Origin of the sequence: Mycoplana sp. MJR14 (assembly GCF_029210525.1) — a bacterium.
Classification (GTDB): Bacteria; Pseudomonadota; Alphaproteobacteria; order Rhizobiales; family Rhizobiaceae; genus Mycoplana.
This window is the reverse complement of record NZ_JARGEO010000013.1, coordinates 37,265-51,371: the sequence shown is the minus strand read 5'-3', so window position 1 is coordinate 51,371 and position 14,107 is coordinate 37,265. Positions and strand designations below refer to the sequence as shown.

The window sequence follows — 14,107 nt, the reverse complement described above, 5'->3', positions numbered from 1 at the left end:
ATGTGGTGGTCGAGACTGATCGCTCTCGTGCTGAAAGAGCTGCTGACGGTGCTGCGCGACCCCAGGGGCCGGACCATCCTGATCGGGCCGCCGATCGTGCAGCTCGTCGTCTTCTCCTATGCGGCGACGCTCGAAGTGCGCAATGTCGACGTCATGCTGCTCAACCGCGATGCGGGGCACTGGGGCGAAGAGCTGACCGCCCGCATCGCCGGCTCGCCGCGGTTCCGGCATGTCATGCTGACGGACAATCCGCAGGCGGCGCGCGAGGCGATCGACCGCCAGAAGGTGACCGCCGCGATCACGGTCGGCACGGAGTTTTCCCGAAACATCGAGGCCGGCAAGCCCGCGGACCTGCAGATCCTCTTGGACGGGCGCCGGTCCAACGCGGCCCAGATCGTTGCCGGCTACATCAACCAGATCGTGCTCGGACTGGCCGCCGAGACGCCGGCGGGTGCGCGAAAGGTCGCGACCGCGATCGAGACCGTGCCGCGCTACTGGTTCAACCCCAACCTGATCTATCAATGGTTCATGGTGCCGAACCTGATCGCGAACATCGCGCTCCTGATCGGGCTGATCGTCACCGCCCTGTCCATCGCCCGCGAACGCGAGCTCGGCACCTTCGACCAGCTGATGGTGTCGCCGCTGCGCACGCACGAGATCCTGATCGGCAAGCTCACCCCGCCGATCCTGATCGGGCTCTTCCACATGACCGTCTACGTGCTGGCCGCGGTCTTCGTCTTCGCGGTTCCGCTGCGCGGTTCCCTGTTCCTGCTCTATGCGAGTTCGCTCTTCTATCTCGCTTCCATCGCCGGGGTGGGGCTCTTCATCTCGGCGCTGTCGATGACGCAGCAGCAGGCGATCCTCGGCGCCTTTCTCTTCCTGGTGCCGGCGACGCTCCTGTCCGGTTTCGCGACGCCGATCGAGAACATGCCGTCCTGGCTGCAGCCGGTCACCGCCATCAACCCGCTGCGCTATTTCCTGGTCATCGTGAAGGGCATCTTCCTGAAGGACATTCCGATCAGCGAGGTCCTGCGCCAGACGGCCCCGCTGCTCGTGATCGCGACGGTGACGCTCGGAGCAGCGTCCTGGCTCTTCCGACGCCGCCTCGAGTGAGGCCGGACCTTTCGGGCTTCGGCGGCTGACGGCCGACGATCGGACGGGCTTGCCCGATTGATGCGCGCGAGGCGGTACCGTAGAGTACCATCAGTCCTATCAGAAAGTGCCCCCTTGCGATCCGCCATGGACCATGAAACCTCTCCGAAACAGGAAGCCAGAAAGAACGTGATCGTTGCAGCCGCGGCAACGGTGTTCTTCGAGAAGGGTTTTTCCCGGACCTCGATGGACGACGTGATCGCAATCGTCGGCGGATCCAAGCGGACGCTCTACAAATATTTCCCGAGCAAGGAGGAGCTGTTCTCCGCGGTCGTGACCTCCGTTGCCGATCGCACGATGGAGGGACTGGCGCTGGAGCCTGAGCGCGATCTGCCGGAGACGCTGACCCGGTTCGGGACGAGCTACCTGCGCACGGTGCTTTCGCCGGACGGCCTTGCGCTTTTCCGCAGCGTCAGCGCGGAAGCGCCCCACTTGCCGCAGGTGGGGCAGCGGTTTCTCGATGTCGCGACGAACCGCGTCGCGCAGCTGCTGGCGGACTATTTCGAAGAGCAGAACCGGCGCGCATCGCAGGCGACGATCAGCCGTCCCCGTCTGGCTGCGGAGCAGTTTCTGGCGCTCGTCCGGGGACAGATCCATTTCGTCGCATTGCTGGGCGGCGGCAAGGCTCCGGGCGAGGGCGACATCGAGACCGCGGTCCGGCAAGCGGTCGAGACCTTCCTGCATGGTGTCCTCGGCAGCGTTCGCAACGATCCTTGACGATCTCGACGGCGGCTGGTGGAGCGGTTGCCGCGTGACCGTCCGGGGGCGGGAACGATCGGGCGTTTGACTGGTACGGTAACGTACCGTATTATGCGCGGAGAGACCTGCCTTGGAGCGGGCGGGCGGCCTGGACATGCCCGCCGAACAGATCGAGAGACGCGATGAATCAAACTGCCAGCATCGTCGAGCGTGCCCGTCCGCTGGATGCGGAGACCGCCGACGGAAATCCCGCTGCCTGGGTGGCGCCCGAGATCCATCGGGACGTGCAGGCGAGCGAGGCCCGCTACCGCAACCTCATCAACAACGTGCCGCTTCCGCTCTGGCAGGTCGATGCCCGGATCATGACGAGGGCGTTCGAAGGGGCGCAGTCGTCTGGTGGCGAACCCATCGAGGCCCGCACCGACACCTCCGAGGTCCTGAGGCTGACCAGCGAGTCGGTGGTCGTGACCGGGGCCAATGACAGCGCCGCCCGCCTGCTGCGTGCCGCCGACCGGGAAACGCTCCTCGGACCGGTGGGGTACCTGTTCGCCGCCAGCCCGGACACGGCCGTGCGGATCGTCCGGGCGCGACTGGCCGGGGCGCGCAATCACATCGAGGAGATGAAGGTGCGTGCCTTTGACGGCCAGCTTCTCGACGTCCTGCTCTTCGCCACCTTTCCCCAGACGCCCGACTGCGCCGATCTTGCGCTGATCATGATGGTCGACGTCACCGCGCAGCGGAGAACCGAACAGCAGCTTCGAAGGGTGCAGGCGGATTTCGCCCATGCGTCGCGCGTCTCCGCCCTCGGAGAGCTCGTCGCCACGATCGCCCACGAGGTGCGCCAGCCTCTTTCGGTGATCGCGACCGACGCCGACACCGCGACCCGATGGCTGGAGCGGGAGGAACCGAACCTCGACAAGGCCAAGGCCCTGATGACGCGGGTGATGGAAAACGCGCACCGCGCCAACCAGGTGATCAGCCGGGTGCAGGACATGACCGTCAAGCGCGACCCGTTGCGAGCACCGGTCGACATCAACGCGGTTGTCGAGGAGGCGACCGCCTTCGTCTCGACCGAAGCCCGCAACCATGCCGTCGCCGTCTCGACCCGGCTCGACGACGACCTTCCCCTCGTCCTGGGTGATCGCATCCAGCTTCAGCAGGTGGTCGTGAATCTTCTGCTGAACGCCATTCAGGCGATCTCGATTGCCGGGGCGGAGCGGCGTGAGATCACCGTGCAGACGTCGTGCGATGCGCGCGGTGCGATCACGTTGCGCGTTTGCGACACGGGCGGGGGCATCCCGGCCGAACACCTGGAGCGGATCTTTGACGGGTTCTTCTCGACGAAGACGGACGGCATCGGGATCGGCCTGGCCATATGCCGGTCCATCGTGGCCGATCACGAAGGAACGATCAGCGTCGAAAATGCGCCGGGTGCCGGCGCGACCTTCCTGGTCACGCTCCCGATTGCGCCCGAACCTGCGGCCGGCGCTGCGGGTCAAACCTTCGTTTGATGGTTCCGGACGCCGTTGCCGGCTATGCTCCGTGCAACCCGGAGCCGGTGCCGACCAACAGTCCGCCTCGGTGCGCCCGATCTCATCGCATGGCCCTTGCAGGGATCCTCACGCCGCCGGGAGCCCGGCCGTTTTCCGTTCCTGACGGGTGCAGGTCCGTCATTGCTGGCAGTTTGGTGCTATCATGACCCTTATGCAGAGTTGGGAGGGCCCAATGGGTGAGGTCGCGGAGCCGCAGCCGCCGATCCCGACGGTTCATATCATCGACGATGACGCCGGCCTTCGGATCGCGCTCCTCGGCTTCTTCGAGTCCGTCGGCATGCGGGCGGCGGCGTTCGAAAGCGCGGGCGCTTTCCTCGAGCATGCCGATCTCTCGCAGCCCGGCTGCGTCCTCCTCGACATCGGGATGCCGGGCATGACCGGGCTCGAGCTCCAGGCGAAGCTGGCCGGGCTTGGATATCCGCTGCCGATCATCTTCATCACGGGAAACGCCAGCGTGGCAACGAGCGTTTCCGCCATGAAGGCGGGAGCATTCGACTATCTGGTGAAGCCGTTTCGCTCGGAAAGCCTGATCAGGGCGACGGAGCAGGCGTTCGGACGCAACGCCGAGCTGCGCGCCCGGACCACGATTGCGCTCCAGATGAGGGCGCGGGTGGAGAGGCTCACCCCGCGCGAGGCGGAAGTGTTCGGACATGTGTCCAGGGGCCTGATGAACAAGCAGATCGCTCACGAGATGAAGATCAGCGAGATCATGGTCAAGCTGCACCGCGGGCGGATGATGAAGAAGCTGGATGCGCGATCGGTCGCCGACGTCGTGCGCATCTTCGACGAGGTGGACCGGCCGGATCCGTGACCTCCGCGCCGGCGGCCGGCCGCATAACCCTACGTATACCTATGCCGGCGCGACGGGCGCCGTATAGCATTGGCGGCGTAGTCAATCAGCTCATGGAGGAGATATCATGCGAATGCTGGCGACCGGCTTGCTGAGTGCGGCGATGTTCGCGCTCCCCGCGGCGGCTGCGGACAAGCCCTACAATGCCAAGGTCACCGTGGTGTTCGACCACGTGCTGCCGAACGTCCCCGGCAAGAGCGTGCGCGGGGTTCTGGTCGAGTACGGACCGGGCGGGCACAACCCCTCGCACACCCACCCCAAGAGCGCATTCATCAGCGCGACCGTGATCGAAGGCAGCATCAAGAGCCAGATCAACGACGGCGCCGTGCAGGTCTACAAGACCGGCGAGAACTGGATCGAGGTGCCCGGCGATCATCACCGGGTGAGCGCGAATGCCAGCGAGACGGAGCCGGCAAAGCTGCTGGCGGTCTTCGTGGTCGACACGGACGAAACGGAGCTGACGACCTTCGACAAGTGAGAAGGGCGACACGGGCGACGGTGGGCATCCGCCGTCACATCTTTCCACGCATGCGGGATGACCCTGCCGGTCTCCCAACACAAGGAGTTTGGTCATGAAGATTGTTATCATCGGCGGCACGGGCCTCATCGGAACCAAGGTTGCCGCACTCCTGAGGGGCCAGGGGCACGATGTCGTGCAGGCCTCGCCGGCCACCGGCGTCAACACGCTGACGGGCGAGGGATTGTCCGCGGCGCTCGCCGGTGCCGAGGCCGTCGTGGACCTGGCCAATTCGCCGTCCTTCGAGCCGGCCGCGGTCCTGTCCTTCTTCGAGCAGTCGACGTCCAATCTGATCGCGGCGGAAAAGGCGGCCGGCGTTCGCCATCACGTGGCGCTTTCGATCGTCGGCATCGAACGGTCGCCCGAAAACGGCTATTTCCCGGGCAAGGTGATCCAGGAGAGCGTCGTGAAGAAGGGCGGCGTGCCGTACACGATCATCCGGTCGACCCAGTTCATGGAGTTCATGGGCGGGATTGCCGACAGCGCGACCGCCGGCCAGACGGTTCATGCGTCCCCCGGCGCGTTCCAGCCGATTGCGGCCGACGATGTCGCGGGTTTCGTCGCGGAGGCCGCCGTCTCGGCACCGATCAACCAGACCATCGAGATCGCTGGCCCCGAGAAGAAGCCGATGAGCGATTTCCTCGCCGGCTACCTGGCCGCCACGCATGATGCGCGCACCGTGGTCGCGGACAAGAACGCCCGCTATTTCGGCTCGCTCGTCGACGACCAGTCGCTGGTGCCGCTCGGCCCGGCCAAGCTCGGCAAGCTGACCGCCAAGGCCTGGTTCATGCAACGCAACCAGACCGCGGCCTGAGCGATCGTCGCCAAGCAGGCGTTCCCTCCCAATCACACCGGGCGGCCCTTGCCGCCCGGCTCACCCTTCCGGCAAGGTCGCTCGATCGAAAAGCCAGTTCTCCAGTCCCACGAGATAGGTGAAGTAAACGAACGTCTACCAGCCAGGCACACCGGGCCCGTGATAGATTCCGACATCCCCGAAGGCTGCGAGGTCGGGGGAGGATGTGGAGGAACGGCCATGGAAAGCATGGAACTGGGAACCGAGCGTTCTGGCGAGCCCGTCGTCCACGTCATCGACGACGACAAGCACGTGCGGGACGCCCTGCTCGATCTTTTCCTCGTCACCAACCTGCGCGCGTCCGCCTACTCCAGCGGAACCGAATTCCTGACCACGGCCGATACGACCGGGCCCGGCTGCGTCGTCGTCGACCTTCGCATGCCTGGAGGCACCGGCCTCGACCTGCAGAGCGAATTGATCTCGATCGGAAGCCGGATCCCCGTCATCTTCCTGACGGCCCACGCCGATGTTCCAGCCAGCGTCAAGGCGATGAAGGCCGGCGCTGCCGACTTCCTCACCAAGCCGTTCGTCTCGCACGACCTGCTGGCCGCCGTCGACAACGCGATCCGAACCGATGCCGAGCGGCGCAAGCGCGACGCCGAGCGCAATCACATCCGTGCGCTGGCCGACACGCTGACGCCACGGGAACACGAAGTGATGGTCGGCGTCGTCGCCGGGCTGATGAACAAGCAGGTCGCCTATCAGCTCGGGATCAGCGAAATGACGGTGAAGCTGCATCGCATGAGCGTCATGCGAAAGATGCAGAGCCGATCGCTGGCGGACCTGGTCCGGAAGGTCGAAAAGCTGCAGAAGAGCTGATCTTGGGATTTCGGATGCCGGCGCGTCACCCGGGGCCCTGGCCACGCTCTGTCCCGACCGCCTTCTCGATAGCCGCCCGAAGCTCCCCGCCGGCGAACGGTTTGAACAGGCACGATCCGGCACGCCTGGCTTCGCGGACGAGGGTTTCCTCGGCGTGGCCGGTCATGAACACCACCGGTATCCTGATCGCCTGGCGCGTCAGTTCCCGATAGAGATCGACGCCCGACATTCCAGGCATTGAAATGTCGAGGAGAAGGCATCGCATGTCCGTGATCCGCGGCGAGTTCAGAAATTCCGGCGCGGATGCGAACGTCTCGACAGAGTATCCAGAGACTTCCAGAAGATCGAGCAAGGATACCCGGACCGATTCATCATCGTCGACTATGGCAATCAGCATTGGAAGCATTTCCATGAGAGCTGCCTGACAGGCTTCTCTACTCGTTTGAACTGTGGCTCGATTGCAGGCACGAATTGGGGAAAAGAATCGCGCTTCCAGAGAAGAGCATCCCCACGCATTGACGTCCATCCGATCATCGGCCTGCGGGCATGTGTGCGTCAATGCAAACCAAGGTTTGCCAGCGGCAATGGTGCCCCTTGCCTAACCTTCGCGTAGCGAAGTTCGGGCCTCCAAGGGGCGGGAAGCGATGCGACCCTCGGCGTTCGGGGTCGGCTCAGGACTCCGGGATGTTTTCGCGGAAGATCACCTGCAGCCGCGGCGGGTGATAGTCGTTCGGCTGGGCGCGGGCGGCGCGGCTGAGCATGGACAGCGCCTCGCGCGCCTCGACGCGCGGGTTCTGGTCGATGACGGCGTCCATGACGCCGTTCAGCAGCAGGCGCTTGGTATGCTCCGTCAGCTCGTGGCCGACGAAGATGATGCCCGGCGCCATCCGGCTTTCGACGAGCGCCCGGCCGATGCCGGAATTTCCGGCGCCGATGTTGTAGATGCCGGCCAGGTCGGGATGCCGGCGGAAGAGGGCGGTCGCCTCCTCGAAGGCGCGGTCGCGGTCGTCGCGGACCTCCCGCAGTTCCACGACCTCGAGGTCGGGGAACTCGTCGGCGATGATGTGACGAAAGCCCATCTCGCGTTCCTCGTGGCCGCGATAGGAGAGGGAGCCCGCAAACAGCGCGACCTTGCGCCTGACGCCGTGGCCGAGGAAGCGGCCGAGCAGGTATCCGCCGAGCCTTCCCGCCGCCCGGTTGTCGATGCCGATATAGCCGAAGCGGGGGACGTGCAGGATGTCGGAAACGAGGGTGACGATGGGGACGCCGGAAGAGGCGAGCGAGCGCATCGCCTCGCGCACCGTCGGGTGATCGAGCGCGATGACGCCGACGCCCATCGTCTGGCCGTGCAGGCCGTGCAGCGTCTCGGCCAGCGTGTCCGGGTTGAAGCCCTCGATCGAATGGATGCGGACGTCGAGGTCGGAGCGTTTCGCCGACTGGCTCTCCAACTGCTCGAGAAGGTTGGCGATGAACGTGTTGGTGCCCGCCGGCAGCACGAAGTCGAGGCGGACGCGGCTGTCGGCCACGGCGGGCGGAGAGCCCGTGCCGACATAGCCGAGGCGGCGCGCCGCATCCATGACGATCTCGCGCGTGCGATCCTTCACGCCGTTGCGGTTGTTCAGCACGCGATCGACGGTGGCGCTGGAGACGCCAGCTTCCCGGGCGATGTCAATCAGGGTCGATCGCACAGCGAATCCTTCTTTCGAAAATGATGTGAAATGATGTAAATTTCTTCAGCCATTTTGCAAGCCCCTTCGTGCTGTTTCCAGCGCAAATCCGCATTTCACGCCAAAATGCCGTCTTTCGAACGGCCAAATGTCAAAACAAATCATCAAATTGAGGGATGTGATCGGCAATCTCGCCTCAATGACAGATGATGAATTGATGAAAAATGATCAAAAATGATGTTGACTTCGATGGGGGTGCGCGCCAGTATCGCCTCAATTCGGTAGCGGAGGAGTAAGTCTGCCGAGTTGGGGAGGATCATCATGGCAGATATCTATCGGACGTCCCGGCGCCGGTTTCTGGCAGGCAGCGGCAAGGCCATCGCGCTTTCGGCTGCCGTCGGCATCGCGCCGCAATTCATTCGACCGGGGCGTGCCTACGCCGCGGATGCGCTGGCCCCCGGCATGATCGGCGGCCCGACCGGTTTCGATGGCGCGGAGCGCTACCAGTATGGCCCGGATACGCCCGAGGGGCGGGCCATCGAGGCGGTCAAGGCGCTGAAGGGCGCCGGCAAGGCGCCGGACCGCATCGTGCTCGGCCTGTCCGACGGATCGATCGGCCAGCTGACCCAGCCGTTCCCGGCCGGTGCGCCCTCCATCAAGGCGCTGTGGGAGAAGGAGACCGGCATCACGCTCGACATCGTCGGCGTGCCGAACGGTCAGGAATTCACCAAGACGATGCAGGACATCTCCACCAAGGGCGGCGCCTTCGACATCTATGCCGTCGAATGGAACCGGCTGGGCGACCTCGCCGAGACCGGCGGCATCGTCGCCCTCGATGACTATGTCGCCCAGCACAAGCCGGAATGGGACGATGCCGAGCGCGGCTACGTCAACGGAAAGAAGGGCGTGTCGCTGCTCAACCAGTATCGCGGCTCGACCTACGGGGTGTCGCTCGACGGCGACTTCCAGACCTGGAATTTCCGCACCGACCTGTTTGATGACGAGGCCGAGAAGAAGGCCTTCGCCGACCAGCACGGCTACGCGCTGGCGCCGCCTTCGACCTGGAAGCAGCTCGACGAGGTCGCAGCCTTCTTCCATCGCCCGGACAAGGGGCTGTTCGGCTGCACGGACCTGCGCAACCAGGGCTGGGGCTACACCAACTGGTACCAGCGCTTCGTCTCGATGGCCGCGCCGAACCAGTTCCTGTTCGACGACGACGGCAAGCCGCTGATCAACGGCGAAGCCGGATTCAAGGCGACCCGGGAATACATCGCCTCGCTGTCCTATCACTCGCCGGATGCGATCTCCTGGGGCTGGCCGGAGCAGTACGGCAACTTCGCCGGCGGCGGTGCCGCCATGACCTGTGCTTTCTCGAACCTGCCGAAGTTCCTCGACAACGCCGCCAATTCCGGCTCGAAGGTCACCGGCAAGGTCGGCTCCATGCTGCCCCCCGGCCGCGCGGTCGACGGCCAGCTCGTCCGCCGCTCGGTGCTGTGGCTCAACCTGTCCGCCTCCGTGTCCGCGCAGAGCAAGCATCCGGAAGCCTGCTACCTGCTGCTGCAGTGGCTGGGGTCCAGCCGCATCTATTCCTGGATGACGGCCAATCCGGGCGGCTATTTCGACCCGTTCCAGCTGTCGAACTTCGCCGATCCGCTCGTGCGCCAGACCTACCACGACTATCACATGGACATCGTCCGCGAGACGGTGGCGCGCACCGTGCCGACCATCAACTATCCGGGCGCCACCGCCTTCCACAACGCGCTGGACGAAAACCTCGTCGCGGCGCTGACGAAGACCAAGAGCCCGGAAGATGCGATGGCCGATACCGAGCGCCAGTGGAACCGCATCGCGCGGCGCATCGGCGAGGACAAGCTCGTGTCCGCCATCAAATCCAACAAGGAGGCGTGGCCGACCGTGCTCGATCCGGTCACCGGCTGATCGCCGGAGGACCGACGGAACGGGGCGGGCGCGATCGCCTCTTTCCGTTCCGCTTGCGCGCAGATGCTGCAGTTGACGCCATGAACCGCTCCCTGCCCTTCGAAATTTTCCGCTATTCGGTCATCACCCTGGCGCTCGCGATCACGCTGATCCCGACGCTGTGGATGGCCTCGATGGCCTTCAAGCCGATCGCCGAATGGTCGGCCGCGGGCGCCGACCTGACCTGGTGGCCGAAGAACCCGACGCTCGACAATTTCCGCTTCATCTTCGGCACCTCGACCAGCGACCTCATCGTCGCGCTCGACCGCACCGCCGGCAAGCCGATCCTGTCGTCGCTGCTGTCGGCCGTCTTCGGCACGCTGATCGCCATGGGGTGCGGGACTGCGGCCGCCTACGGGCTGTCGCGCTTCGGCTCCGGCCAGAACCTGCCCCTGGCCCTGATCCAGCTCAGGCTGTTTCCGCCGATGGCCGTGATGATCCCGGTGATGATCATGTGGGCCTTTCTCGGCATGGTCGACAGCTGGTGGGGCCTGGCGCTGATCTACGGCATCGTCACGCTGCCGTTTGCCTTCTGGCTGATGAAGACCTTCTTCGACGACATGCCGCGCGAGATCGAGGATGCCGCGCTCGTCGAAGGGTGCTCGCGCGGCCGGGTCTTCCTGAAGATCACGCTGCCGATGATGCGGCCGGCGCTTGCAAGCTCGGCGCTCTTCGTCTTCATTCTCAACTGGTCCGACTACCTGATCGCGCTGCTGCTGACGACCCGCGAGTGGGTGACGATCCCGGTCTACATGGCGTCGCTGTCATCCTCGATGACCGGCCAGCTCTATGGCGCCAAGGCGGCGCTCGGGCTCATCGCGGCGGTGCCGCCGGTGATCATGGGCATCGCCATCCAGCGCCATCTCGTGCGCGGCCTGACCTTCGGAGCCCTGAAGCAATGAGCAGCCTCGCAACCCCGGAGAAGATATCCATGGTCGACGCGGCTCTCGATCACGACGCCCGGTCGGAAGATGGCGGCCGCCGGCTCGGCCTTGCCCTGACGCTGCCGGCGCAGGTGCTGGTGCTCTTCATTGCCGTCTTTCCGCTGCTCATGCAGCTCTATATCAGCCTGACCGACTGGTCGCCGCTCGACGGCATCGGCTGGTGGCAGGCCCATGAGCTGTGGAACGGCTTTGCCAACTATACCGACCTGATGGCGGACGGCCGCTTCTGGAGCGCGCTCGGGCGGACGGCGCTGGTGATGCTGATCTGCGTGCCGGCCGAATTCCTGCTCGGTCTCGGCCTCGCCATCCTGTTCATGGACGATTTCGCCGGCAGGCGCGTGTTCTATTCGATCATGCTGATCCCGATGATGGTGGTGCCTGCGGTCGCCGGCTACATGTTCTTCATGCTGTTCCAGTCCGGCGGGCCGGTGAACGACATCCTGTCCGGCCTGACCGGCATGAACGTCTCCATCGCCTGGCTGTCCGATCCGACCACGGCCCTGGTCGCCGTCATGATCGCCGACATCTGGCAGTGGACGCCGCTGATGTTCCTCATCCTGCTGGCCGGTCTCGTCGGCGTCCCGGAGGACCAGGTGCGCGCGGCGACCTTGCTCGGCGCCTCTTGGTGGCAGCGGTTCCGCACCATCGTGCTGCCGAAGATGAAGACGATCATCATCATCGCGCTCGCCATCCGAGTTATCGAGAACTTCAAGATCTTCGACACGCTCTACATCATGACCGGCGGCGGGCCGGGTGTCGCGACCGAAACCATCTCCGTCTACATCTACAAGGTGACGCAGCAGGACCTGATCTGGGGCTATGTCGCCGCAATCGCGCTCGTCATCCTCGTCGCGCTTTCCATCCTCGTCTCGCTGGCGATCAGCCGCATGAACGCCGGCAAGGAGGCGTGATCCGATGACGGCCATTCGTCTTGAAAACCTGGTCAAGCGCTTCGGAGCCTTCACGGCGCTGAAGACGATGGATCTCGAGATCCGCAACGGCGAGTTCATGGCGCTGCTCGGGCCGTCCGGCTGCGGCAAGTCGACGACGATGAACATGATCGCCGGCATGGAGACCCCGTCCGAAGGCCGGATCCTGTTCGACGACAAGGACATGAACGGCGTGGCGATGGGACGGCGCGGCGTCGGCTTCGTCTTCCAGAACTATGCGATCTTCACCCACATGAACGTCTACGACAACCTCGCCTACGGCCTGCGGGTCCGGAAGTTGCCGGAACGCGAGGTCGACAGCCGGGTCAAGGCGATCGCCGAATTCCTGCAGCTGACGCCCCTTCTGAAGCAGCCGTCCGCCAAGCTGTCGGTCAATATCCTGCAGCGGCTGGCGATCGGCCGCTCCGCCATCGTCGAGCCGGCGATCTTCCTGCTCGACGAGCCGCTGTCGAACGTCGATGCCGCCTTCCGTGCGGTGATGCGCACGGAGCTGAAGCACCTGCAGCGCCAGTTCCGCCAGACGATGGTCTACGTCACCCACGACCAGCTCGAGGCGATGACCATGGCCGACCGGATCGCGGTGATGGATCACGGCGTGCTGCAGCAGGTCGGCACGCCGCTGGAGGTCTACAACAATCCCGCCAACCTGTTCGTCGCCGGCTTCATCGGTTCGCCGGGCATGAACCTTCTGAAGGGCAGTCTCGCCGACAGCGACCGCGGGCTCGTCGTCGATCTCGGCGAACTGGGGCGAAGCCAGCCGCTCGACCCGGAACTGGCGAGCGCCGTGCGGCAGCGCGGCAGCCGGGAGGTCGTCTATGGGTTCCGCCCGGAGCGCGTGTCGCTGTCCGGGACCGCCGAGGGCATGCCGCTGCCGGTGACCTTCGTCGAACGCATCGGCGCGCGCACCGTCGTCCATCTCGGCGCCGGCGAGCAGCGGGTGAAGGCCGTGTTCGACAACGACGTGGCCGTTGCGAGCGGCGCTGCCGTCTCCATCGCAATCGAGCCCGCGTCGGTGCGGCTTTTCGATGCCGGAACGGGCATCGCCATCAGGGGGGCGTGAGGATGGCCGGGATTTCCTTCCGCAATGTCAGCAAGCGCTATGGCAAGACCGTTGCGGTGCAGAACGCAAGCTTCGATATCCAGCCGGGCGAGTTCTTCTGCTTCTTCGGCCCGCCGCTTTCCGGCAAGTCGACGATCCTGAAGCTGATGCTCGGGCTCGAGACGCCGGACGAGGGCGAGGTCCTGATCGACGGCCGGCCGGTGAACCACATCTCGCCGGGACACCGCAACGTTGCGATGGTGTTCCAGAATCTCGCGCTTTTTCCGCACATGACGGCGGCGGAGAACGTTCGCTTTCCTCTCGTCGAAAGGAAGGTGCCGGAGGCGACGATCAGGGCCCGCGTCGATGCGGTCGCCGCGAAGCTGCATATCGCGCATCTCCTGCACAAGCTGCCGGCGCACCTGTCGGGCGGCGAGCGCCAGCGCGTGGCGATCGCCCGGGCGCTGGTGCGGGACCCGGTCGCCTACCTGATGGACGACCCCATCTCGGCGCTCGACGCACGGCTGCGCGAGGAGACGCGCGTCGAGCTCAAGCGCATCCAGCGCGAGCTCGGCCAGACCCTGATCTACGTGACCCACGACCAGGAAGAGGCGATGTCGGTGGCGGATCGCATGGCGATCCTGGAGCACGGCGAGATCCGGCAGATCGGTGCGCCGGTCGACATCTACGACCGGCCCGCCAGCCGCTACGTCGCCCAGCTTCTCGGCGCGCCGATGATGAACATTCTGGCGGCCGGCCCATCCGGGCGGCCGGAGACGGGGGAGGGGACGATCCTGCTGCCGGCGGAGCGGATGCCGGGCAACGTCGCCGGGGTCGGCATCCGGCCGGAAGACCTCAAGGTGGAGCCCTGGGCCGCAAGTCACGCGGGCCGGCCGGCCACGGTCTACGAGGTCGAGCCGCTCGGCGGCTACACCGTCGTCACGCTCGATACCGGCAGCCAGAAGCTCAGGGCACTCCTGCGCGGCCAGCCGGATATCCGCATCGACAGCAGGGTGGCGCTGAGCTGCAACCCCGAGCGGGTGCACTTCTTCGGCGCGGCGGGAGAGGCGCTGCGTCCATGAACAAT

Annotated in this window: 14 protein-coding genes; 12 read left to right on the top strand and 2 right to left on the bottom strand. The window is 65.3% G+C overall.

Translation table 11 applies throughout. From position 1 onward, the window contains the following. The 7 genes from P0086_RS22515 to P0086_RS22485 all read left to right on the top strand — a co-directional run bounded on the left by P0086_RS22515 (position 1) and on the right by P0086_RS22485 (position 6,443). Entirely contained in the window at positions 1–1,113 is a 1,113-nt protein-coding gene (locus tag P0086_RS22515; protein ID WP_112604576.1) for an ABC transporter permease, read from the top strand. 168 nt (positions 1,114–1,281) lie between these two features. Then, positions 1,282–1,869: a TetR/AcrR family transcriptional regulator gene (locus tag P0086_RS22510; RefSeq protein WP_275790136.1), complete on the top strand. Its 588-nt coding sequence runs from the start codon at positions 1,282–1,284 to the stop codon at positions 1,867–1,869. A 164-nt stretch (positions 1,870–2,033) separates the two neighbouring features. Then, positions 2,034–3,362: an ATP-binding protein gene (locus P0086_RS22505; protein ID WP_275790134.1), complete on the top strand. Its 1,329-nt coding sequence runs from the start codon at positions 2,034–2,036 to the stop codon at positions 3,360–3,362. A gap of 214 nt (positions 3,363–3,576) precedes the next feature. Further along, complete coding sequence (locus tag P0086_RS22500) at positions 3,577–4,215, top strand: response regulator (RefSeq protein WP_112615634.1); 639 nt, start codon at positions 3,577–3,579, stop codon at positions 4,213–4,215. Positions 4,216–4,321: 106 nt separating this feature from the next. Further along, positions 4,322–4,732, top strand: a complete 411-nt coding sequence (locus P0086_RS22495) for a cupin domain-containing protein (protein WP_275790132.1) — start codon at positions 4,322–4,324, stop codon at positions 4,730–4,732. A 94-nt stretch (positions 4,733–4,826) separates the two neighbouring features. Continuing rightward, on the top strand, positions 4,827–5,585 hold the full coding sequence (locus P0086_RS22490; protein ID WP_112615636.1) for an SDR family oxidoreductase: 759 nt from the start codon (positions 4,827–4,829) through the stop codon (positions 5,583–5,585). Positions 5,586–5,804: 219 nt separating this feature from the next. Beyond that, positions 5,805–6,443, top strand: coding sequence for a response regulator (locus P0086_RS22485; protein ID WP_275790131.1), 639 nt, complete (start codon positions 5,805–5,807; stop codon positions 6,441–6,443). A 25-nt stretch (positions 6,444–6,468) separates the two neighbouring features. On the opposite strand, the gene P0086_RS22480 is transcribed toward P0086_RS22485, so the two are convergent. Both P0086_RS22480 and P0086_RS22475 read right to left on the bottom strand, forming a co-directional pair. Further along, on the bottom strand, positions 6,469–6,840 hold the full coding sequence (locus tag P0086_RS22480; RefSeq protein ID WP_275790128.1) for a response regulator: 372 nt from the start codon (positions 6,838–6,840) through the stop codon (positions 6,469–6,471). Positions 6,841–7,114: 274 nt separating this feature from the next. Beyond that, complete coding sequence (locus P0086_RS22475) at positions 7,115–8,131, bottom strand: LacI family DNA-binding transcriptional regulator (RefSeq protein WP_112615642.1); 1,017 nt, start codon at positions 8,129–8,131, stop codon at positions 7,115–7,117. 300 nt (positions 8,132–8,431) lie between these two features. Between P0086_RS22475 and P0086_RS22470 the strand changes: the two genes are divergently transcribed. The 5 genes from P0086_RS22470 (at position 8,432) to P0086_RS22450 (ending at position 14,102) form a co-directional block, all read left to right on the top strand. Beyond that, on the top strand, positions 8,432–10,048 hold the full coding sequence (locus tag P0086_RS22470) for an extracellular solute-binding protein (RefSeq protein ID WP_275790125.1): 1,617 nt from the start codon (positions 8,432–8,434) through the stop codon (positions 10,046–10,048). A gap of 80 nt (positions 10,049–10,128) precedes the next feature. Further along, positions 10,129–10,989, top strand: a complete 861-nt coding sequence (locus tag P0086_RS22465) for a carbohydrate ABC transporter permease (protein WP_112598351.1) — start codon at positions 10,129–10,131, stop codon at positions 10,987–10,989. Positions 10,990–11,018: 29 nt separating this feature from the next. Next, complete coding sequence (locus P0086_RS22460) at positions 11,019–11,942, top strand: sugar ABC transporter permease (RefSeq protein WP_275790274.1); 924 nt, start codon at positions 11,019–11,021, stop codon at positions 11,940–11,942. 4 nt (positions 11,943–11,946) lie between these two features. Next, the gene (locus P0086_RS22455) at positions 11,947–13,041 is read left to right on the top strand and encodes an ABC transporter ATP-binding protein (protein WP_275790123.1); all 1,095 of its coding nucleotides are present in this window, start codon (positions 11,947–11,949) and stop codon (positions 13,039–13,041) included. 2 nt (positions 13,042–13,043) lie between these two features. Further along, positions 13,044–14,102, top strand: coding sequence for an ABC transporter ATP-binding protein (locus P0086_RS22450; RefSeq protein WP_275790120.1), 1,059 nt, complete (start codon positions 13,044–13,046; stop codon positions 14,100–14,102). The last annotated feature ends 5 nt before the right edge of the window (positions 14,103–14,107 follow it).

Coding starts and splice junctions, on each gene's coding strand:
- P0086_RS22515 (WP_112604576.1), top strand. CDS start 1: ATGTGGTGGTCGAGACTGATCGCTCTCGTGCTGAAAGAGCTGCTGACG.
- P0086_RS22505 (WP_275790134.1), top strand. CDS start 2,034: ATGAATCAAACTGCCAGCATCGTCGAGCGTGCCCGTCCGCTGGATGCG.
- P0086_RS22500 (WP_112615634.1), top strand. CDS start 3,577: ATGGGTGAGGTCGCGGAGCCGCAGCCGCCGATCCCGACGGTTCATATC.
- P0086_RS22495 (WP_275790132.1), top strand. CDS start 4,322: ATGCGAATGCTGGCGACCGGCTTGCTGAGTGCGGCGATGTTCGCGCTC.
- P0086_RS22490 (WP_112615636.1), top strand. CDS start 4,827: ATGAAGATTGTTATCATCGGCGGCACGGGCCTCATCGGAACCAAGGTT.
- P0086_RS22485 (WP_275790131.1), top strand. CDS start 5,805: ATGGAAAGCATGGAACTGGGAACCGAGCGTTCTGGCGAGCCCGTCGTC.
- P0086_RS22480 (WP_275790128.1), bottom strand. CDS start 6,840: ATGCTGATTGCCATAGTCGACGATGATGAATCGGTCCGGGTATCCTTG.
- P0086_RS22470 (WP_275790125.1), top strand. CDS start 8,432: ATGGCAGATATCTATCGGACGTCCCGGCGCCGGTTTCTGGCAGGCAGC.
- P0086_RS22465 (WP_112598351.1), top strand. CDS start 10,129: ATGAACCGCTCCCTGCCCTTCGAAATTTTCCGCTATTCGGTCATCACC.
- P0086_RS22460 (WP_275790274.1), top strand. CDS start 11,019: ATGGTCGACGCGGCTCTCGATCACGACGCCCGGTCGGAAGATGGCGGC.
- P0086_RS22455 (WP_275790123.1), top strand. CDS start 11,947: ATGACGGCCATTCGTCTTGAAAACCTGGTCAAGCGCTTCGGAGCCTTC.
- P0086_RS22450 (WP_275790120.1), top strand. CDS start 13,044: ATGGCCGGGATTTCCTTCCGCAATGTCAGCAAGCGCTATGGCAAGACC.